Here is a 19,870-nt window from a genome sequence, read left to right on the forward strand (position 1 = left end):
TCGTGGCCTTTTTTATTTGACGTCCAGCGCTATGTGGCGCGTCACACCACTTGGCCCAGGAAAGTCGGCAAACGCGCTACGGACCATATATGGCATGGCCATCGGCAGGGTACCTTCATAACCTGCACTATCGACGGTGACATCATAAAGTTTCTCGGTAGTACGGGTCTGTTCTATCGTCAAATGCAGTTGTCTGTGGAACACAGGAAACGCCGTTTGTTGCACCGGACGCGGCCAGAAAGGGTCATAGAACGGATCTCGACGCCATGGGCGGCCAGGGCCAAACATATAGGGGTCGTAGGCAGGCTCAGTCACTACCAGTGTGCCGGTACGCATCCCAAACTGGAAGCGCACTGTCAGTGCTGGGATCTTGCCGTCCTGCCCCTGATTCAGATCCTGACCGTCGGAAAATCCCAGTCGCAATAACTCCCCGCCAATCAATTGTGCGTAGTTACGGTATTCCAGACTACCTTCCTGTTGTGGTTCTGGCGCAAAGACGAAGGACTTGTCGCTCAGTGATGCAGGCCACGCGTGGAACGTAGTGACGTCACTGGTAATGGTGCTGGCACAACCGCCCAGTAACAGGCTGGTACAGGCAAAGAAGATGCAAAAAAAGCGTTTCATCAAGATCTCCAAAAATGCTGGCGGCGGTTATTGTCGCCCTTTTCTGCCTATTCGGGCGCCAGATTGGTAAAATCTGGACCTGCTGACAGTTCTGTTCGTTCCCTCGCATTCAAATTATCGGATTTTATCCATGCGCAACGCTACGCTCCCAACGATTTACCGTAAAGATTATGCGGCTCCCACCTATTTTGTCGATACCGTCGAAATGGGCTTCGATCTGGCGCCAGAACTGACTCGTGTTGCCACCCGCATTGAGATGCGGCGCAATCCCGATGCGGCCGGCAAGGACATCGAACTTTACGGCGAAGAACTTGACCTGGTCAGTCTGCGCCTCAACGGTAAGGTCCTGAACAAGCGGCAATATCAAATAGACAACGGCGTGTTACGCATCTCTGGCGCGCCTGCCAAGGTGGTTCTTGAAATCGAAACCACCACGGTGCCCGAGATCAACACGTCGCTCATGGGCTTGTACGTGTCGAGTGGCAATTTTTTCACCCAATGCGAAGCCGAAGGTTTCCGCAAGATTACCTATTTCCCGGATCGCCCTGACGTCATGGGTAAATACACCGTGATGCTGCGCGCTGACAAGAAAGCCTATCCGGTCTTGCTGTCGAACGGCAATCTGATCGAACAGGGCGATCTCGGTGACGGCCGTCATTACGCCAAATGGGAAGACCCGTTCAAAAAACCCTCCTATCTGTTTGCACTGGTGGCTGGCAATCTTGTCTGTCAGGAAGAAACCTACCGTCTCCAGTCCGGCCGCGAGGTATTGCTGCAGGTCTGGGTAGAACACGGCAACCTGGACAAGACCCAGCACGCCATGGAGTCGCTCAAGAATAGTATTCGCTGGGATGAAGAACGCTTCGGCCTGGAACTTGATCTGGATCGTTTCATGATCGTCGCCGTCGGTGACTTCAACATGGGCGCCATGGAAAACAAGGGCCTGAACATTTTCAACACCAAGTTCGTGCTGGCCAATCCACGGATTGCCACTGATGTCGACTACGCCAATATCGAAGCTGTGGTCGGACATGAATACTTCCATAACTGGACTGGTAACCGCGTGACGTGCCGCGACTGGTTCCAGCTCTCGCTCAAAGAAGGCTTGACGGTATTCCGGGATCAGGAATTCTCGGCTGACATGATCGGCTCCGACAGCGGCCGCGCTGTCAAGCGCATCGACGACGTACGCGTACTGCGTCAGGCACAGTTCCCGGAAGATGCCGGTCCGATGGCACATCCGGTGCGTCCTGACTCGTTTGTGGAAATCAACAATTTCTACACCGTCACGGTCTATGAAAAGGGTGCCGAAGTGGTGCGCATGTATCAGACCCTGCTCGGCCGTGAAGGCTTCCGCAAGGGGATGGACCTGTACTTCGCCCGTCATGACGGACAAGCCGTTACCTGCGACGATTTCCGTGCTGCCATGGCCGACGCCAATGGGCGCGATCTATCGCAGTTTGAGCGTTGGTACAGTCAGGCAGGTACGCCACGTCTGAGCGCAGAGTTGCGTTATGACGCCGCCAGCAAGACCGCCGAACTGACCTTGACCCAGTCGTGCCCGGCTACACCCGGACAAAAGAAAAAGTTACCGTTCCATATTCCAGTGGCCATCGGTTTGCTCGATAGCCACGGTCGCGACATCCCGCTGACATTGGCCGGTGACCGTTCCGGCAAGCAAGCCAGTCCGACCACGCGCGTGCTGGAGCTCACCAAGGCGCAACAGAGTTTTACCTTCATCAATGTCGAACAGGCACCGGTGCCCTCCATCCTGCGCGGATTCTCCGCTCCTGTGGTACTGGACGTGGCCTATAGCGATGCTGAGCTGGCCTTCCTGATGGCACATGACAGCGATCCTTTCAATCGTTGGGAAGCCGGTCAGCGACTGGCGACGCGTCGTTTGCTCAGTCTCACGAGCGCAGTACAGGCAGCACGCCAGTCGGGACAAGTGGTCTCGCTGGAAGCGGCATTGGTCAATGAGCAGCAGGACAGCGCGTTGACTGATGCTCTGCGCGCTACCCTCAACGACACCACACTGGACCCAGCCTTCCGTGAGGTCGTACTGACCTTGCCATCGGAGACCATGATTGCCGAGCAGATGGAGGTCATCGATCCGCAAGCCATCCACGTGGCCCGTCAATTCCTGCGTCGCTCGCTGGCACGTGCACTGCGTGCAGACCTGCTGGCCGCCTACCAAGCCAATCGCTCCGAAGGCGCATATCGTCCGGATGCGGTTTCCTGCGGCAAGCGCGCACTGCAAAATATCGTGTTGTCCTATCTATCAGAGCTGGACGACGAACAAACGCATGCGCTGGCTCAACAGCAAAATGATGCCGCCAACAACATGACCGACCGGCTTGCAGCATTGGCTGCGTTGACCAATAGTCAGGCTCCTGGCAAGGCGAGCGCGCTAGAATCGTTCTACACCGAGTTTGAGCAAGAGGCATTGGTGATCGACAAATGGTTCACCCTGCAAGCGACGGCCCGTATTGCTGATGTACAAACGATCCGGACATTGGCGCAGCATCCTGCCTTTACCCTCAAGAACCCGAACCGTGCACGTAGCCTGATTTTCAGTTTCTGCAACGGTAATCCTTCGGCGTTTCATGCCATCGATGGCAGCGGCTACGCGTTCTGGGCCGAACAGGTTATTGCCCTGAACGCCACTAATCCGCAGGTTGCAGCCCGTCTGGCACGCAGCCTGGACCGTTGGCGCAAATTTGCCCCAGCGCTGCAGGAGCGTATGCGTGCGGCCTTGCGACAAGTGGCCGATAGTCCCAACTTATCGCGCGATGTGGCCGAAGTGGTCAGCAAATCGCTCGCCAACTGAATTGCATTAAAAATTTGTTATTGAAAGAGAGAGCATCATGAGCAAACGTATCAGCCTTACCCAACACTTGATTGAGCAGCAGCGCCTGCATAACAAGATTCCTTCGGAGCTGCGCCTGTTGATCGAAGTGGTCGGTCGCGCCTGCAAGAGCATCAGCCATGCCGTCGGCAAGGGCGCACTGGGTGAAGTACTGGGCAGCGCCGGCAGCGAGAACGTGCAAGGCGAAGTGCAAAAGAAGCTCGATGTAATTTCCAACGAAATTCTGCTCGAAGCTAATGAATGGGGCGGACATCTGGCAGGTATGGCGTCGGAAGAAATGGAAACCATCCATCCGATCCCCAACCGTTATCCCAAGGGCGAATATCTGCTGATGTTCGATCCGCTGGATGGTTCCAGCAATATCGATGTGAACGTCTCGATCGGTACCATTTTCTCGGTTCTCAAGGCGCCTGAAGGCATGACACAGCCAACCGAAAAGGATTTCCTGCAGCCCGGCAGCAAGCAGGTTGCTGCCGGTTATGCCGTCTATGGTCCACAAACCGTTCTGGTGCTCACCACTGGCGACGGTGTCCACTGCTTCACGCTGGACCGTGAAATGGGGGCCTGGGTACTGACCCAGCGTGACATGCAGATTCCTGAAGATACCAAGGAATTCGCCATCAATGCCTCCAATGCACGGCACTGGTATCCACCGGTCAAACGTTATGTTGACGAAGTGCTGGCCGGCACGACTGGACCACGCCAAAAGGATTTCAACATGCGCTGGATCGCCTCCATGGTGGCGGATGTCCATCGTATCCTCAACCGCGGTGGTGTATTCATGTATCCAGCCGATGCCCGTGAACCGGACAAGGCGGGTAAGCTGCGTCTGATGTATGAAGCCAATCCAATGGCCTTCATCGTCGAGCAGGCCGGTGGTGCTGCGACCAATGGTAAGCAACGTATTCTCGACATCCAGCCCGAGAAGCTGCATCAACGTGTCGCCGTGTTCCTGGGCTCGAAAAACGAAGTTGAACGCGTGACTTCGTATCACCAGCAATAAGCATCACCGCTGTTCAGTTGAAGCCGTTACCGCGATTCGGGTAACGGCTTTTTTGTGGACAAACCGGTCAGCGCTTCTGCATCAGCTTGACGCTATGGATAGCGGTAAAGCCGACAGCCAGCCAGATCGGCACATAGGTTCCCAGTTTTGCCAGCGTCAGTGATTCATGCAGCAAGGCGGTTGCCACAATCACCAGCAACACCGGCTCCACATAACCAAGAATGCCGAACAAGGCCATCGGCAACATGCCGCTGGCCCGCAGGTAACACGCCAGTGCCATGGTGCTCAGCAGACCCAGCACCGGCAGCAGCAACCACAGCAATGGTGGTCGTGCTGTCACAATAGCCAGATTGGGGCTGTGCGCCAGCACCCATATTGCAGCTGGGGCCAGCAATAGCATCTCCAGCGCGAACGTCACCAATGAATTCAAGGAGACTTGGCGACGCATGACAAGGTAAGGTGGATAACCCAGAGCCACCACCAGGCTTGGCCAGGCGAACGCGCGCGTCAGCCAGAGCTCATGCAATACACCCACGCAGGCGCAAAAGACGGCGAGTTGCTGCCAGATATCAAGCTGTTCCCGATAGTAGAAGCGTCCCACCAGCACCATCGTCAAGGGCAGCATAAAATAACCGAGCGACACTTCCAGGGCACGTCCATTGACTGAGCCCCACAGAAACAGCCATACCTGCACACCCAGCATTGCTGCCAGCGCCAGAAAGAAAAGTCCGAGCAAAGGGCGTCTTAGCATACTGCCGATGGCGTCTATCAATGCTTGCCCGAGCCCCTTCCACCACAGCAGCACCAGTAGTGCTGGTAAAGTCCACAGTACTCGCCATGCCAGCAGATCGAGACCGCTCAGCGGTGACAGCCATTGGGTATAGGCAGACATGGTGGCGAACAGGATGGACGCGCTCACCGACAGGGTGATACCACGTACTGTGTTGGAAGTTGTCATGCGGGAAATAAAAACGAGTTTTTTTGGCAATCCTGCAATTTTAACCTTCACCACGGGTGTAAGCTGGCACCAAGTATGCTTATCTTCGGCCATTCATGACGATGTGCGGATTTGGTAATCGCCAATCCTTACCACAGCTCAGAAATTCCCTGATAACAACTCTGCCAGCGCCTGCGATACCATGTCGCGCCGCTGCTATTGTTTGTTGTAGCATCGTGCAACTTGTTTTGCGTTCTTTTGTGTTGTCTTGCTTTGTTTTCTGGTTCCTTTCCTAGGGTCTCCATTCAAGGTTTATGGTTCGTGTATGAAACAGATTTTGCCTCTCATCAGCGCTGATAAATCCACCCGTCGTCCCATCATTCGACTAGCCGAGTCGGTCTACGAGCGTTTGCGTGAAGATATTTTTGCATTCCGACTCATGCCCGGTGACCGCTTTGCGGAGAATGATGTGGCTGAGCGCCTGCAAGTCTCGCGCACACCGGTTCGGGAAGCGCTCATGCGTTTGCAGAGTGAAGGTCTGGTACGCGGTTATTTTCGTAACGGCTGGGAAGTGGTACCGCTTGATCTGGGACGCTTCGCGGCGCTTTACGAGTTACGTGAAATGATTGAGTTGCACGCCGCCAAGCGCGTTGCCAAGAGTATCGCCGAGAAGCAGCCGCGCAGCCCGGCATGCGAGGAACTGCTGGGAGACGTCGCAGCAAGGTGGCGTGTTGCTACAAATCAGCGCGAAACCGACGGACTTGAGCTCGCAGTGCTGGATGAAGGTTTTCATATCGCCCTGGTAGCGGCCGCAGGCAATCCGGAAACCGATCTGGTCTATCGGCAAGTGACCGAGCATATCCGCATCATGCGCCGTCTCGATTTCGCCTATGGCGATTGCATCCGCGATACCTACGAAGAACATATCGCCATTCTCGACGCACTCGATGCCGGTGATGTCGCTCAGACCGAGGTATTGCTGCTCCAGCATATTCAGGACAGTCATACCGTGGTCGAACAGATCACCATTGACCGCCTCGAGCAGGTGCGCACCGAGCTGGGCCAGCAACCGGCTGCCGCACCCGGACGGCGCAAGCGCTTTGGTTGATTGTGGTGCGTATTCATGGCTATTTCTTGCCTAAAATAATTTATTAGCGACGATTAATCCTTATCCTCGTGCTTTGTCATCGCCTCTCCTGGTGGCATGAATCGTGCAACTAGTTCGTCAAAATTTATGCATACATAAATTTCTGTCGGTACTACGTTACGCAATTCATCTTCCAGGAGAAATGTATGGCTACCTTGACCGAATCCCTCCCGCCGGCATCCGCCCGGGCTGCCGGGCAATTGCAAAACCGCTGGCTGCAACTGATCATCAGCCTGATCTGCATGATGGCGATTTCCAGCCCGCAGTATGTCTGGACCCTCTTCACCAAGCCGCTGGCTGTCAAACTGGGTGTTCCTCTGTCGCAGTTGCAGATCACCTTTTCCATGTTAATCGTGCTGCAAACGTTTTTCTCGCCATTTCAAGGCAGTCTGATTGAGCGCTTCGGCGCACGACGTCTGATCGGGCTTGGTACGCTGATGTCGGGTTTGAGCTGGGTGCTGGCATCCCAGGCCAGCACTATTGGCATGCTCTACCTCAGTTATGGTCTGGTCGGCGGCCTCGGTACCGGAATTGTTTATGTTGGTGTGGTCGGGCAGATGGTGCGCTGGTTCCCAGACCGTCGCGGATTCGCGGTCGGCATGGTCGCCGCAGGTTACGGCATGGGAGCGATTCTGACGACGTTCCCGATTTCAGCTGCACTGGCCGGTAAGGGGCTGGAAACCACGCTATGGCAATTTGGCTTGCTGTTTGCTGTCATTGGCGTGATTGCCTCACAAGCCTTGCGTTCGCCGGACGCCACCACTGTTTTGCCAGCGCCTGCATTGGGTCAAAACAACGGCAGGGACATGGCCCCGCGGCAAATGTTGCGTACGCCGCTGTTCTGGTTGATGTTCACCATGATGACAATGATGTCCACCTCCGGGCTGATGGTGACCTCACAAATGGCAACGTTTGCGCGTGACTTTGGTGTTGCCAGCGTGATGGTGCTCGGGCTCGCTGCATTGCCACTGGCACTGACCATCGATCGCCTGACCAATGGTCTGACACGGCCTTTCTTTGGCTGGGTATCCGATCGCTTTGGCCGCGAAAACACCATGTTCATGGCCTTTGCGCTAGAAGGTATCGCCATGGCGCTGTGGCTGCTCACGCGCGACAATGCAGTACTGTTCGTCCTGTTGTCGGGCGTTGTGTTCTTTGGCTGGGGTGAAATTTTTTCCTTGTTTCCCTCAACGCTGACTGACACCTTTGGTACCCGCTACGCCACTGCCAATTATGGCTGGCTCTATATTTCACAAGGGATCGGCTCGATTCTTGGCGGCCCGCTAGCTGCCTTGATGCATGAAAAAACCGGTAGCTGGGTACCGGTTTTCAGTAGCGCGATCACACTCGATATCGTCACCGCTGTGTTGGCATTGCTGGTGCTCAAGCCCTGGCGCAGAAAGTTTCTGGATAAAGCCTGAGTTCAAGGTACACCGCAGATTTATGCTGCCAGTGCACCTGCACGAAAGCCAATTGCCGCGCTGTCGATCGCGGCGATACGGACCCCGAAACTGGAAATCGCCGGCAAGGTTGCATTGTGGTGACGGCGTATCGCTTCACCGCTGGCGTGTGGTTTGTCGTGTGCCGTATGGGCGTCAGCGGCGATCGTGACGTGGTAACCCAGTCCGGCAGCACGCCGGACGGTACTGTCGACACAGAACTCCGTGGAGTAACCACAGACCACCAGTTGTTTCACCTGAAGCGCGTTCAGCGTGTCGCCAAGCGGGGTGCGCAAGAACGAGTCTGGCGTGGTTTTCCCAATCCGGAGGTCGCCATCCGTAACCTGTAGACGTGCATCCAGGGCATGCGCGGCAGAGCCGGGAATCAAACCGTCGCTGGCTTGTTCATGCTGGATGAAGATGACCGGCACCGCATGGGCGCGAGCGCGTTCAGTCAAGAGATTGATCCGCTCAATGACCTCCACCGATTGCGCTGGTGGTGGAGAGGTCACAAACAAGCCGTGCTGAACATCGATGACGAGTAATGCCGTTGCGCTGGACATGCAGATTCCTTTCTGGAATGCAGGGAAGAGGGGAGATCAACGATGTGTGGCGAAATCAGTATCAATGCCGATGCTGATGATGTGCATCTGGATAATGCGCATGCCGATGCTCCAGCCGTTCGTGTTGATGGAAATGCCGGTGGCGGGTCCCCGCTGGGACCGGGAAATCATGCGCATGCTGATGATGCTCGTCGTGCGTGTGTTCATGCTCATGCGCCGTGTCGGGATGCACGTGTTCATGAGCATGCTGCTCCGAAAGATGCAGCCAGACACCCCAGGCCATCAAGCCGCCGGCAAGCAGCAGTCCCGGAGTCACCGGTTCACCCAGGATCAGCGCCAATACCGCCCCTAGAAACGGCGCGACGGAAAAGTATGCTCCCGTACGTGCAGTACCGAGGTGACGCAGCGCAATTACAAACAGGGTCAGGCTCACGCCATACGCCAGCAAACCAAGCAACATGGCGCCGCCGATCACCGGCAAAGAGGGCAGGCTAGCACCAGCCAGCGTCGCCATTAGCAGATTGCTGGTACCGGCAATCAACCCTTTGACTGAGGCCACCCAGGTAGCGTCATTGAGTGACACCTTGCGCGTCAGATTATTGTCGATGGCCCATGCCAGGCAGGCTGCCACAATCAACAATGCTGGCCACTGCGCACGCAGTGAAGCTTGCTCCGGCCAGCTCAGGATCACCGCACCGGCAACGATGGCGAGCATGCCCAGCGCGATACGACGATCCACGTTTTCCTTGAAGACGCACCATGCCAGCAAGGCCGTCAAAACTCCTTCTGCATTCAAAAGCAAGGAAGCGCCCGAAGCTGGCATATGCGTCAGACCGACCATCATCAGTACCGGCGCGATCACACCACCAGCGGCGACCGCACCGAGAAACCACCAGCGTTCGCCAGCAGGCAATACCACCGGTTCAGCGTGCGTGAGGCGTCGATAGACGGTCAGGCCCAGTCCTGAACCCATATAGAACAAACCAGCCAGCATCCAAGGCGAGTTGTTGAGAAGGAACAGTTTTGCCAGCGGTGTGGCAGCGCCAAACAGCAAAGCCGCCAGCAAGGCGGCTTTGACGCCGGGAGAGTGAGCCAGAGCAGAGAGTTTCATGGAGCGGGCAGAGTAGAGAACGCAAAAAACAGGAAGCGGTGAAATTCTATTTTACCCGCTGCCGCTTCTGCCACTTCTTCCGCTATTCCCTTCAGCTACCCCAGCCCAGACCAAGGGCTTTTTGAATCGCCACAAAACTGCGGGTCAGATTGGCTTCTGCCTGGAGCAGATTCTGCTGCGCGACCAGTTGCTGGCGCGTGGTGTCGAGCACATCGATACTGGTGGTAGTACCGGCATGATAGCGCTGCTGCACCAGTCCCAGCGATTGATCCGCCGCTGCCTTGGTGCGCGCCAGCGTCGCCACCGAAGTTCGTCCATGGCCAAAGCGTGACAGCGAATCTTCGGCATCACGCAGGGCTTCCAGTACGCTCTGACGGTATTTGATTTCCGCCTCGTTACGTACCTGTTCGGCCTGATCCACACGCGCCGCATTGCGACCGAAGTCGAGGAAACTCCAGCTCAGGGTCGGGGCGATGATCCCTGAAAAATCATCCAGATGCGTCATATCGGAGACTTGTGTACCACCCAGGCCAATCACGCCCAATAATTTGATGCTTGGATAACGTGCGGCTTCGGCCTGACCAATTTTGGCCGTATCGGCTGCCAGGGTACGCTCTGCCGCGCGGATATCGGGACGATGTCGCAACAGCTGCACCGGGTCACCGATTGCCACCGAGACAGGTGGCAATGGCAAGGGCGCAAGCAGGTTCAATTGCTGGTCCAGCGCGCCAGGCTCTTGTCCCAGCAAGGTTGCCAGTTGATTCTCATAGATCTCGCAATCGGTATGGAGCGGGACCTGATCAGCACGCGTTGCATCAAGCTGATTCTGGGCGCGGATCAGATCAAGACTGGTTGCTGTGCCATGCGTCACCCGTTGCTGCGTGAGAGCAATCATTTGTTGCTGCAACTGCATGATGCGCTCGCCCAGCGCCAGACGTTGCTGGCGTTCGCGCAGGCTGATGTAGGCATTGGCCACTTCCGCCGCCAGACTGACCTGAACGTCTGCCAGCGAGGCTTCGGCCGCTGCTGCGCTGGCATTGGCAGCTTCGATACTGCGACGGTGCCCGCCAAAAATATCGACTTCCCAGGTGGCATCGAAACCGGTAGTGAACAGGTTGAAGTCGGTCGACTTTCCGCTGGTCGTCAATGATGGCAGGTCAGCACGTGCGGCAATTGCCGAGGCACCGCCGGAAGGTAGCGCATTGGCCTGCTCCAGATGCAGTGCCGCACGCGACTGCTGCAGGCGTGCCTTGGCAATATTGAGGTTGGGGTTGGCCTGCAAGGCGCGTGCAATCAAGTCATTGAGCACAGGGTCCGACAAGCCTTGCCACCATTGATTGACAGGCATGCTGGCTGACATCGATGCGCCATCGGCACGCACAAAATGCGCGCTTTGTAGCGCATGGGGAGCCGCCTCGGGTGGTCCTGCATAGTCAGGCCCGAGGGTGCATGCCGACAGCAATGTGAACAATGCCAGAGGTGCCAGCAGTGTGAACTGCTGAAGGAAACGTCGAGTGAAAGGAGTCAAAGGTTGCATAATATTCTTTAATGAGCCGCCACCGGAGGTGCCGACATTGGCAGGGGGCGCAGAAAAAACACCAGCGGCGTGATGAACATGATTCCCACGCCCAGCATCCAGAACAGATCGGCATAGGTCATGGTAAGGGCCTGAATCTGAATGCTGCCGCCCAGCGCCTGGAAGGCGGTCGCCTGACTACCCAGAGCGCTGGTTTGCGCATGCATGTAGTTCTGCACCAGCACCGAATTGGCCGACATGCTTTCTTCCAGACGACGGCTATGCAGCCAGACCCGTTGATCCTGAATCACGGCGATCCCCGCCAGTGCCAGCGATCCACCCAAGTTACGTGCGGCGCTATATAAACCTGCCGCATCACCGGCCTGTGAAGCTGGTACCGAACGGATCGCCGCCTGATTCAGGAACATCATCGACAACACTGTTCCCAGCCCACGCAATAATTGTGAAGCCACAAACGAGCCACCGGTGGACAGAGGCGTCAGATCCGTCTGTAGAAACGCACTCATGGCCAGCATCAGCAAACCACCACCCACCGCCAGCCGGATATGCACCTTACGCATCAATAGCGGCGTGAACGGCATCATCAAAATCATCGGCACACCTGAGAGCAACACAATCTCACCGGACTGCAGCGAGTTGTAGTCAGCAATCCCCGAGAGGAACTGCGGGATGACATACGCCGTGCCATACAGCGCCACACCCACTACCATGGCCATGACCACTACCGCACCAAATTGACGGTCACGCAGCAGGCGCAACTGAATCACCGGATGGCTGGCGCGTAACTGGCCGATACCAAGCAACACGAATCCCAGCAGCGATGTTGCCGCCAGCCAGCGCATATCGGTCGAGGCAAACCATTGCGCGCGCTCGCCTTCTTCCAGAACGACGGTCAATCCCCCCAAGCCCAGCGCCATGCCGAGAATGCCCAGCCAGTCAGCTTCTCGCAGTTGTTCCCACTTTGGTCGCGCCGCTGGCATGGCCACCAGCAGCAGCGTAATTAAGGCGATACCAACCGGCAGGTTGATAAAAAATGCATAGTGCCAGTTGATATTCTCGGTCAGCCAGCCACCCAGCACCGGCCCCAATACCGGCCCTAAAATGACCGTGGCGCCGAACATTGAATTACCAACCGGCTGCTGCCAGCGCGGCAGACGCGTCGCAATAATCGTCATTGCCGTCGGGATCAGCACGCCACCGGTAAAGCCTTGACCAACCCGACCGATGATCATGGTCGGCAGGCTGTCCGCGATACCGCACAACATTGAAAAGCCGGTAAACAAACTGGCCGCCGTTAATAGCAGTGTGCGTAAGCCCAGCAGTTTCACCAGCCAGCCGGACAAGGGAATCACAATGATTTCCGCCACCAGATAGGCAGTCGCAATCCAGGTGCCTTCGGTACCACTGGCCCCGATTTCCCCTTGAATGGTTGGCAGTGATGAATTGACGATGGAAATATCCAGCGTTGCCATCAAGGCACCCAGCGTGCCGGCAGCAACCGCCAGCCACGCCGCTGCATCAGCGCGTTCAGGCAAGGATGCCTGCGATGGCGTACTCATTTGCTTTGCTCTGGTTGATTCTGGTCAGTGCGGGTGTTGACCTCCACCGTCACCGACAGACCAGCCACCAGCAGGCGACGCAACGCCGGTGTGGCATCGATGGCGATCTTCACCGGGACGCGCTGCACGATCTTGGTAAAGTTGCCCGTCGCATTCTGCGGTGGCAACAGAGAGAACTGCGCACCTGTGCCTGGCGAAATACTATCCACATGACCGATCACTGGCTGGTCCGGCAGTGCATCGAGCTTGATGCTTGCCGTCTGCCCAACGCGCATCAGGCCGATCTGGGTTTCCTTGAAGTTGGCCACCACATAGAACGCCGATGGCACCACCGACATCAGGCGCGTACCCGCGGCCACAAACTGGCCGACGCGCACCGACTTGTCACCGATACGGCCATCGGTACTGGCCTTGATATCGGTTGCCGCCAGATTGACGTTGGCAGCGTCTTGCTGGGCGTGCGCATTTTCACCCTGCGCTTGTGCCTGACGGACCTGCGCCTGAATCGAACTGATTTTGGCCTCGGCCGCATCCAATGCAGCACGCCGTTGCTGCACGGTGGCATTGGCCTGTATCGCTTTGCTACGGAGTGAGTTCAGTTTTTCCTGGGTTTCTGCTCCGCTGGCCGCCAATGGCGTATAACGCTGCGCTTCAGTATTGGCGTAACGCGCATCTTCCTCGGCGGAGCTCAGCTGCGCACGCGCCTGCTCAATCGCACTTTTTTGTTCCAGCAGGGAAGCCTTGGCGGCATCTTCGCTGGCCGCTGCGGCCGCGATTTGTGCCTTGAACTGGGCACTTTGCGCCGCGTAATCGCGCGGGTCGATCCGTACCAGCGGCTGGCCAGCCTTGACTTCTTGATTGTCGGCAACATAGACCTGCTCGACATAGCCCGACACCTTCGGTGACACCGTCACCGTATCAGCGTAGACGTAGGCATCGTCGGTGCCTTCAAGATACTTGCCGCGTGTTTCGTGATAAAAGAGCCAGCCTCCCAGTGCGATGACCGCCAGCGCTGCGCCACAGCGCAAGACGATAGTGGCTCCGCCGCCAAGGCGTTTCCCGGGAGTATCAGTGGTGTTGTCCGTTGCACTCATGCTTGTTCTGTCCTGATCAATATGAAACACTCGGCACCAGGGAATAAATCATGGCACCAATAATTAGTGGAGGTGCCATATAATATGCTATTAAAGGAAATTATGTCCAACACCTTCTCATCTGCAGCGGAGCACACGGCTGCGGTTGACGCGATGCGTGACTTTTATCAGACATCACAGCGCACGCTGAACCGTTTGATGTCATCCAAAGGGGTCTCGCTGGCCAAGACCAAAACGATGCTGTTCATTCATCGGCAGGGCAAAGTACGTTCTGCCGATCTGGTGGAAGCATTCGGTTTTGCACCGCGCACCATTACCGAAGCGCTTGATGCGTTGGAAAAGGATGGGTTGGTAGAGCGCGTTGTCGACACGGTAGACCGCCGCGTCAAATACATCTCGCTGACTCCGGAAGGCGTGACGGCGTTACAGCAGTCCGAGCCCTTGCGAGAACGTTTTACCGAGCAATTATTTGAAGTTCTCAGCAATGAAGAGAAGGCCCAGCTGGCGCGTTTGTTAGGCCGTCTGAATGATCGCTTGCGTGAGCTGGGGGAGGGGATTGCAGCCGATGAAGCGAGCGCTTGAGGTTTGCGTTGAAATTGATGAAAACGCTATAATTTCGTCCGCGCTGATGTAGCTCAGTTGGTAGAGCAACTGATTCGTAATCAGGGGGTGGCGGGTTCAAGTCCTGCAGCCAGCACCAGTATTACTAAAAAAAGGCCCTCCGTTTGTGAGGGCCTTTTTTTACGTCCAAAAAATCGAAAAATTTTCAATGCGAATTTCCCGCATATGCCGAGGTAAGTTCTGAATACTTCAGGATGGAAGTCTCGTGATTTTGGAGGGCTTTTGATGAGTTGCCGACGAAGATATTTACTATCTCTTTTCCGGTTATGCTTCCTACCAGCCCTTTAGTAAAGTATTGATGTTCGAAATTTGCACGCCATTGCCAATCAAACAAATATCAGCAGCATGCTTCGGTGAAGTTCACGGCTAAAAATAGCTGTATCAACGGTTTTTACTAAAACGCTTTTGGTAGCTCAGACCAATCCGTCGTGTAGTGGAATGTTTTATTGTCGAAACGGGCTTTCCATCGTCCAAAACCAGCACCAGACCCTAAGCGTAAGGTGTCGTGTCCGTAGCGCTTGTTTATCGCATCCATGGCATTCATTAAGGCAGGGGAGTCTTGTTTTGATACACCGTTTTCAAACAAAATCCCTTGCATTGCCTTGCGCGGCTCGAGGTTCATCAGGATGACACCGGCTTTTTTGTAGCGTAATTCTGGTATGAATATTTTTTTTAAACCCCCTAGGGCGGCTTTGTTCAGTACACGAAGATCTGCGCTGGGGCTTGGTAGTGGGATGGTGCGGCCGTTGTCGTATTGTTCGTCTGTTTTGAATTGATCCGTCTGAACAAAGACATGCAAGGCTCAGCACTCGGAGCAGATATTTCGACAGAGCTAGCAACCGCTGGTGCTTTCGATCAAGCTTCTGGACATAGATCATCTACCGGATTAATATTTTTTATTAAATAATAATCCCCATAGAGCGCCAGTCTGGATATCGATCATCTTTTAGATGACGATGAAAAAATTCTTTAAAAGAAATTACATTCTCTTGATTTTTGTATGTGGTAATTTCCGATTTTTTTAGTGACTCTGGGACGACCAATTTTATCCCTGAAGCTTGCATTGATTGGATTGCATTCTCAGCAATTTTGTCATCCACGGTGGCAAGATAGAGGTCGCAATCTTTAATTTCTCCCTCTACTTGCTTCCAGCGTTCGCGCAAGGTAGTTTTGGCGCTTAAGACTAATGCATGTTTATGCTCTCTACCTCTTCGGTTATAAAGATCAAAACTTGGCAATATAAAATCAGGGCGTCGTTTCGAAGCCATGACGACTTGAACTTCATGTGGCACCTTACCGTCTTCCAACATTGTTTGAATGTGAAATTCAAATGACCTACCTGCTCTCGACTTCCTAGTTTGAGATGCAGATAGAAGTATCTTATCGATTAGCGGGAAGTTTTGAATGATGTTGCGGAATACCGATTCAATGCTATTGCCGTTCGGGCTGGATCCCAAAATTACTTTTACTAACTCAAGTGATCGTTGACGAAGTTCGTATTCGCGAAATATTTCAAGCTCAATACCCCGACTTATTTCCAGCAGACAATCGCCTGGGGTGGACATTAAAAATGGATCAAAGTTAGTGAGCTTTCCGACTCGTTTTTGATACTCTCGTTGCGCCATCAATGCAATCTCATTCGGCTCCGGTAGTGAAGCATGATTTCTGGCGAATGTATCCAGATTTCCTGCCTTGAAAGCAGCAAGAGCTTGATCAACGAAGTCGAAAACTTTATCCTGGTAGGACCGTACAGCTATCGCTGGAATAAATAATCCACTTTGGAATTTAGGCCCCAAACTGAACATATCTACTAAAGCATCTGCCTCCTCACTTTCTGAATCGATCACAACTGCCAGATAGCTGGCGTGCTCTGCCGAATCTTTCGTGTTTTTACCGATTACGATAAAGGATGCCGGAGCAATTTCTGAAAAAAGATAGCTTGGTACGCCGGTTAAATGCGCTTCGTTCTTACTCGTGAAATAACGCAACGAGGCAAGTTTTACCTCGCCGGTCTGTGGCCATACGATGTCGAATCTTGCAAGCCAGATTTCAGCTTTTCCAGGTTCACGATCAAGAAGGGCGCGGGCGGGAAAAAAATCACTGTCTCTCTGTTCTTTTGGAATAAGAGGACCGTTTTGATGCTTGTTTTTCTTTATTGTCCACTCCCAGTCATTGAGGGACATTTTTTTTATAAACAGTTCCTCTGAGCTGTCCATCAAAATGCTCAAAGCATTTACAGCCGGTTCTTCAACGGTTTCGAGGGCTAATTTTTTTTGAGTTAATTCAGGAAATAGAGAATTCGTCTTTTTCATAAGTTATCGATCATAAGCAGCGTCTTTTGCGGATAGTCCACCGCATATCCATTTTTCTATTTCGTCTACATGAGCGGTTAATGCATCATCTTTTTTTCTCAGTGCACACTCCCAAACCACTAGGACGCGCCATCCCAGACTGTGTAATGCGCAAATTGCACTTTCATCCCGTCGGATATTTGCAGCTATCTTACTGCTCCAGAATTCGGTACGAGTTTTTGGCATTTTAAAATATGAACAGTCATGTCGATGCCAAAAACACCCATGAATAAATATAACCGATTGGTACTTGGGAAACACTAGATCGGGTGATCCGGGCAATGACCTTACATGCACGCGATATCGAAAACCGCGTGCATGCAGAGCCTTTCTAACCAAGAGTTCCGGTTTTGTGTCTTTGCAGCGAATCGCCCGCATATTTTTCGAGCGAATATTTGGATTGTGAACATCCGTCAAACCTACGCTACCTTTTTTAGTGGACGGGCAGCCTTCTTTTTTCCTTCCAATATTCTGGATTTCATCAGTTTGGCAACCGCAGAAAATACCGGGACGACCACAGAATTGCCGAATTGACGATATGCCTGTGTATCTGAAACTGGAATTCTGAAGTTGCTATCACCAGGTGCGTCGTATCCCATTAGGCGAGCGCATTCGCGGGGAGTCAACCTGCGTGGCCTATTAGCTTGATTGGAAGCGTCCGAAAGTGGCAATTCAGGATTGAATCCACGATCTACCAAGATTTCGGATCCATCTTTGTGATATCGGGCGGATAGCGTCCGGGTTGTGTCTGTACCTTTTACGAGACCGTAGCCGAAGCCATTACCCTTCTCCTTGTGCTTAATTGAATAATTAAACAGGTATTCCCATAGCTTTGGTGTGAGGATATATTTATCGTCAACCTTACTTTCCAAGAGGTCGCCAAGTACAGTCTTCCTCTTGGGAATGTGTTTGGTGACATCAGATAATGAGAAATCCGTATGGATGGACAGATCCTTTCTAAATCCTACAAGGACAATCCGTTCTCGATGTTGAGGGACGAAATTTTTTCCATCGATAATTTTTGGATCACTCGGACCTTGGTGTTCAGCATCTGATATCCAATAGCCCAGTTCTTCCAAGGTTTCGGTAATTACCTTGAAGGTGCGACCACGGTCATGACTCTTCAAATTCTTTACATTTTCAAGTACGAATGCAACCGGCCGTTTAACTGCTAAGATTCGGGCGACATCAAAAAATAATGTACCTTGCGTCTTACATTCGAACCCGTGCTTCATTCCTAGTGAGTTCTTTTTAGAGACACCTGCAATTGAGAACGGCTGGCAAGGAAATCCCGCCAGCAACACATCGTGGTCTGGCACGACTCTATCGATATGTTTGTAGGCGTCCGACTCTGACACATCCTCCTTATCACTAAGCGTTAGTTCTCGAATATCTTCATTAAAAATGTGTGTATCTGGATCAGAATAATGATTTGCCTTGTAAGTCTGGACAGAATACTTGTTCCATTCGCTCGTCAAAACACAACGGCCACCAATCTCATCAAAGCCACGCCGAATACCACCGATTCCGGCAAAAAGATCGATGAAATCGAATTCGTATTTCCGGTTAGCGGACGGGGGAGGTGGAAGCAATCGTTCTAACTGCTGAAACTCATGATGACTAAGCTTTGGGGATGCTTTTCCGTTTAACCAGCGATTGATGGTTTCACGACACCAATCTTTTGGGGAAATGTTATTCAGATATTCTGCGACATACTTTTGATCGTACACTTCCAGCACCTTCCGCAGTAGGGCCAGTTCTTCGTCATGTTGGTTCATATCTGAGATTTTTGGAATAAATGAGTGATATGATATCACTCATTTAACCCAGCGGTAGGGTGCCGGTGTTCTCTTGAGTTTGCATACCTAAATGGGTTTCTGGCTGTATTTTCTCAAACTGGTATTATTTCCCGGATAGTAAATAAGACACGCCTGCCCTGACTTTGCAGCGCATTTTTAATGTGCTATTGACTCATAATCCACCGGTATAGTCATCTGCCAAGACTGATTCATGCAAGAATTTGTAATCCATGCTTTTGCACAATCGATAGCAACTTGAGAGCCATGCCACGAGGACGCTTCTCACCGGTCTCCCATTTTTGAATGGTGGACTCGCTAGTATTCAAATAGCGAGCAAAAACAAGCTGGCTCACATGGTTATGTTCGCGAATTTCTTTGATCTGCTCCGGCCCGATTTCATCCGTTACAACTAGGCATGACTCATCGAAATTGTGCAGTGTTGTTTTATCGATTGCACCTACTTTTAAAAGAGCTTGCGCAGACGAATGAATTGCTTCAAAAGCATCACTTTTAAATTTTTTCTTAGTCGCCATGACAATGACCTTATCCCGAATTCTGATCTGACGAGCATCTTGCTGACGAGGAAGTCGTAGATACTGTAGACAAATTTTATTCAGACTTCACTATCGGAGCCGCTACAAATACATTCGCTTCTTGTGGCTGAATAGATGAGTTTGTTTGCGCACGTAGAACATGAAAGCCATGTTGAACACCGCCTTCTTCATCGAATCGGTGCTTAATAAGATTGAAGTATTGGTCGTCGTTGTGCTCGAAATGCCTAAAAATTGAAAATGCCACTAAGTCGGCTAGTTGGATTAAGCGCGTAGCTTTTGAATCCAAGAAGACAGGGACCTCTGCATAATTTCGTGTTTTGCCGTAGGAATGGCCCTGATACTTGAACTCACGTGCGAGCGTTTGAAGTCTCTTTTCTGTACTTGATTCGTCGAATAGCATCAAGCCTCGTTGTGGGTCGTTATGTTTGGCATGGCGGCGACCAAGAAACTGATCGAAGCGCATTGCAATCTGCTCAAAGCAATAGTGAACAGGATCTGTACCTGTCAGTGCAGCTTTTTCGACTATGCATGCAAATAGTCTTACGCTGTCAGTACGGAATTTATTGATACCAGACAAGCCGCTCGCCGCAGTTCCAAATGGTGAACGATATGCTCAAAAAAGCGATTTCCACCTTGAAAGGAGAACCGCGGCCAATGTTGCA

At 53.1% G+C, this 19,870-nt stretch carries 18 protein-coding genes and 1 tRNA gene; 6 read left to right on the top strand and 13 right to left on the bottom strand.

Going from position 1 to position 19,870, the window contains the following annotated elements; translation table 11 throughout:
* Positions 1-12: 12 nt before the first annotated feature.
* Complete coding sequence (locus FHW66_RS19010; RefSeq protein WP_183381405.1) at positions 13-624, bottom strand: DUF4136 domain-containing protein; 612 nt, start codon at positions 622-624, stop codon at positions 13-15.
* Between the two features lie 130 nt (positions 625-754).
* On the opposite strand from FHW66_RS19010, the gene pepN reads away from it, so the two are divergent.
* Both pepN and FHW66_RS19020 read left to right on the top strand, forming a co-directional pair.
* Positions 755-3,454, top strand: a complete 2,700-nt coding sequence (gene pepN / locus FHW66_RS19015) for an aminopeptidase N (protein ID WP_183381406.1) — start codon at positions 755-757, stop codon at positions 3,452-3,454.
* 37 nt (positions 3,455-3,491) lie between these two features.
* Positions 3,492-4,496: a class 1 fructose-bisphosphatase gene (locus FHW66_RS19020; RefSeq protein ID WP_183381407.1), complete on the top strand. Its 1,005-nt coding sequence runs from the start codon at positions 3,492-3,494 to the stop codon at positions 4,494-4,496.
* Positions 4,497-4,563: 67 nt separating this feature from the next.
* Here FHW66_RS19020 and rarD read toward each other — a convergent pair whose 3' ends face one another.
* On the bottom strand, positions 4,564-5,454 hold the full coding sequence (rarD, locus tag FHW66_RS19025) for an EamA family transporter RarD (RefSeq protein WP_183381408.1): 891 nt from the start codon (positions 5,452-5,454) through the stop codon (positions 4,564-4,566).
* A gap of 304 nt (positions 5,455-5,758) precedes the next feature.
* Between rarD and FHW66_RS19030 the strand changes: the two genes are divergently transcribed.
* Complete coding sequence (locus tag FHW66_RS19030) at positions 5,759-6,541, top strand: GntR family transcriptional regulator (protein ID WP_183381409.1); 783 nt, start codon at positions 5,759-5,761, stop codon at positions 6,539-6,541.
* Positions 6,542-6,726: 185 nt separating this feature from the next.
* The gene (gene oxlT / locus FHW66_RS19035; RefSeq protein WP_183381410.1) at positions 6,727-8,001 is read left to right on the top strand and encodes an oxalate/formate MFS antiporter; all 1,275 of its coding nucleotides are present in this window, start codon (positions 6,727-6,729) and stop codon (positions 7,999-8,001) included.
* A 20-nt stretch (positions 8,002-8,021) separates the two neighbouring features.
* On the opposite strand, the gene FHW66_RS19040 is transcribed toward oxlT, so the two are convergent.
* The 5 genes from FHW66_RS19040 to FHW66_RS19060 form a co-directional block, all read right to left on the bottom strand.
* Positions 8,022-8,582 carry a cysteine hydrolase family protein gene (locus FHW66_RS19040; RefSeq protein ID WP_183381411.1) on the bottom strand — a complete coding sequence of 187 codons (561 nt, stop codon included), beginning with the start codon at positions 8,580-8,582 and terminating at the stop codon, positions 8,022-8,024.
* A gap of 61 nt (positions 8,583-8,643) precedes the next feature.
* Positions 8,644-9,693, bottom strand: a complete 1,050-nt coding sequence (locus FHW66_RS19045; RefSeq protein WP_183381412.1) for a DMT family transporter — start codon at positions 9,691-9,693, stop codon at positions 8,644-8,646.
* A 91-nt stretch (positions 9,694-9,784) separates the two neighbouring features.
* Positions 9,785-11,230 carry an efflux transporter outer membrane subunit gene (locus tag FHW66_RS19050; RefSeq protein WP_183381413.1) on the bottom strand — a complete coding sequence of 482 codons (1,446 nt, stop codon included), beginning with the start codon at positions 11,228-11,230 and terminating at the stop codon, positions 9,785-9,787.
* 8 nt (positions 11,231-11,238) lie between these two features.
* Positions 11,239-12,789, bottom strand: coding sequence for an MDR family MFS transporter (locus tag FHW66_RS19055; protein ID WP_183381414.1), 1,551 nt, complete (start codon positions 12,787-12,789; stop codon positions 11,239-11,241).
* Positions 12,786-13,883, bottom strand: coding sequence for an HlyD family secretion protein (locus FHW66_RS19060; RefSeq protein ID WP_183381415.1), 1,098 nt, complete (start codon positions 13,881-13,883; stop codon positions 12,786-12,788). The genes FHW66_RS19055 and FHW66_RS19060 overlap by 4 nt, the downstream gene beginning before the upstream one ends.
* 102 nt (positions 13,884-13,985) lie before the next feature.
* Here FHW66_RS19060 and FHW66_RS19065 point away from each other — a divergent pair, with 102 nt between their 5' ends.
* Both FHW66_RS19065 and FHW66_RS19070 read left to right on the top strand, forming a co-directional pair.
* Positions 13,986-14,465 (top strand): MarR family winged helix-turn-helix transcriptional regulator, encoded by a 480-nt coding sequence (locus FHW66_RS19065; protein WP_255459068.1) that lies wholly within the window; start codon positions 13,986-13,988, stop codon positions 14,463-14,465.
* Between the two features lie 42 nt (positions 14,466-14,507).
* Positions 14,508-14,583, top strand: a tRNA-Thr gene (locus FHW66_RS19070).
* A gap of 315 nt (positions 14,584-14,898) precedes the next feature.
* Here the strand turns inward: FHW66_RS19070 and FHW66_RS19075 are convergent.
* The 6 genes from FHW66_RS19075 to FHW66_RS19100 form a co-directional block, all read right to left on the bottom strand.
* Positions 14,899-15,303, bottom strand: a complete 405-nt coding sequence (locus tag FHW66_RS19075; protein WP_255459069.1) for a DUF4113 domain-containing protein — start codon at positions 15,301-15,303, stop codon at positions 14,899-14,901.
* Positions 15,304-15,403: 100 nt separating this feature from the next.
* Positions 15,404-16,816, bottom strand: a complete 1,413-nt coding sequence (locus FHW66_RS19080) for a type II restriction endonuclease (RefSeq protein ID WP_183381417.1) — start codon at positions 16,814-16,816, stop codon at positions 15,404-15,406.
* A gap of 3 nt (positions 16,817-16,819) precedes the next feature.
* The gene (locus tag FHW66_RS19085; protein WP_183381418.1) at positions 16,820-17,272 is read right to left on the bottom strand and encodes a very short patch repair endonuclease; all 453 of its coding nucleotides are present in this window, start codon (positions 17,270-17,272) and stop codon (positions 16,820-16,822) included.
* A gap of 2 nt (positions 17,273-17,274) precedes the next feature.
* The gene (dcm, locus tag FHW66_RS19090) at positions 17,275-18,633 is read right to left on the bottom strand and encodes a DNA (cytosine-5-)-methyltransferase (protein ID WP_183381419.1); all 1,359 of its coding nucleotides are present in this window, start codon (positions 18,631-18,633) and stop codon (positions 17,275-17,277) included.
* A 230-nt stretch (positions 18,634-18,863) separates the two neighbouring features.
* The gene (locus FHW66_RS19095) at positions 18,864-19,187 is read right to left on the bottom strand and encodes a DNA-binding transcriptional regulator (RefSeq protein WP_183381420.1); all 324 of its coding nucleotides are present in this window, start codon (positions 19,185-19,187) and stop codon (positions 18,864-18,866) included.
* 76 nt (positions 19,188-19,263) lie between these two features.
* Positions 19,264-19,785 (bottom strand): DUF3800 domain-containing protein, encoded by a 522-nt coding sequence (locus FHW66_RS19100; protein WP_221197029.1) that lies wholly within the window; start codon positions 19,783-19,785, stop codon positions 19,264-19,266.
* Positions 19,786-19,870: the final 85 nt, after the last annotated feature.

This window comes from Herbaspirillum sp. Sphag64 (assembly GCF_014192645.1).
In the GTDB taxonomy this organism is placed as follows: domain Bacteria; phylum Pseudomonadota; class Gammaproteobacteria; order Burkholderiales; family Burkholderiaceae_D; genus Herbaspirillum.

Bases quoted from the DNA above. Each gene is read 5' to 3' on its own strand.
- FHW66_RS19010 (WP_183381405.1), bottom strand. From the start codon at position 624: ATGAAACGCTTTTTTTGCATCTTCTTTGCCTGTACCAGCCTGTTACTG.
- pepN (WP_183381406.1), top strand. From the start codon at position 755: ATGCGCAACGCTACGCTCCCAACGATTTACCGTAAAGATTATGCGGCT.
- FHW66_RS19020 (WP_183381407.1), top strand. From the start codon at position 3,492: ATGAGCAAACGTATCAGCCTTACCCAACACTTGATTGAGCAGCAGCGC.
- rarD (WP_183381408.1), bottom strand. From the start codon at position 5,454: ATGACAACTTCCAACACAGTACGTGGTATCACCCTGTCGGTGAGCGCG.
- FHW66_RS19030 (WP_183381409.1), top strand. From the start codon at position 5,759: ATGAAACAGATTTTGCCTCTCATCAGCGCTGATAAATCCACCCGTCGT.
- oxlT (WP_183381410.1), top strand. From the start codon at position 6,727: ATGGCTACCTTGACCGAATCCCTCCCGCCGGCATCCGCCCGGGCTGCC.
- FHW66_RS19040 (WP_183381411.1), bottom strand. From the start codon at position 8,582: ATGTCCAGCGCAACGGCATTACTCGTCATCGATGTTCAGCACGGCTTG.
- FHW66_RS19045 (WP_183381412.1), bottom strand. From the start codon at position 9,693: ATGAAACTCTCTGCTCTGGCTCACTCTCCCGGCGTCAAAGCCGCCTTG.
- FHW66_RS19050 (WP_183381413.1), bottom strand. From the start codon at position 11,230: ATGCAACCTTTGACTCCTTTCACTCGACGTTTCCTTCAGCAGTTCACA.
- FHW66_RS19055 (WP_183381414.1), bottom strand. From the start codon at position 12,789: ATGAGTACGCCATCGCAGGCATCCTTGCCTGAACGCGCTGATGCAGCG.
- FHW66_RS19060 (WP_183381415.1), bottom strand. From the start codon at position 13,883: ATGAGTGCAACGGACAACACCACTGATACTCCCGGGAAACGCCTTGGC.
- FHW66_RS19065 (WP_255459068.1), top strand. From the start codon at position 13,986: ATGTCCAACACCTTCTCATCTGCAGCGGAGCACACGGCTGCGGTTGAC.
- FHW66_RS19080 (WP_183381417.1), bottom strand. From the start codon at position 16,816: ATGAAAAAGACGAATTCTCTATTTCCTGAATTAACTCAAAAAAAATTA.
- dcm (WP_183381419.1), bottom strand. From the start codon at position 18,633: ATGAACCAACATGACGAAGAACTGGCCCTACTGCGGAAGGTGCTGGAA.
- FHW66_RS19095 (WP_183381420.1), bottom strand. From the start codon at position 19,187: ATGGCGACTAAGAAAAAATTTAAAAGTGATGCTTTTGAAGCAATTCAT.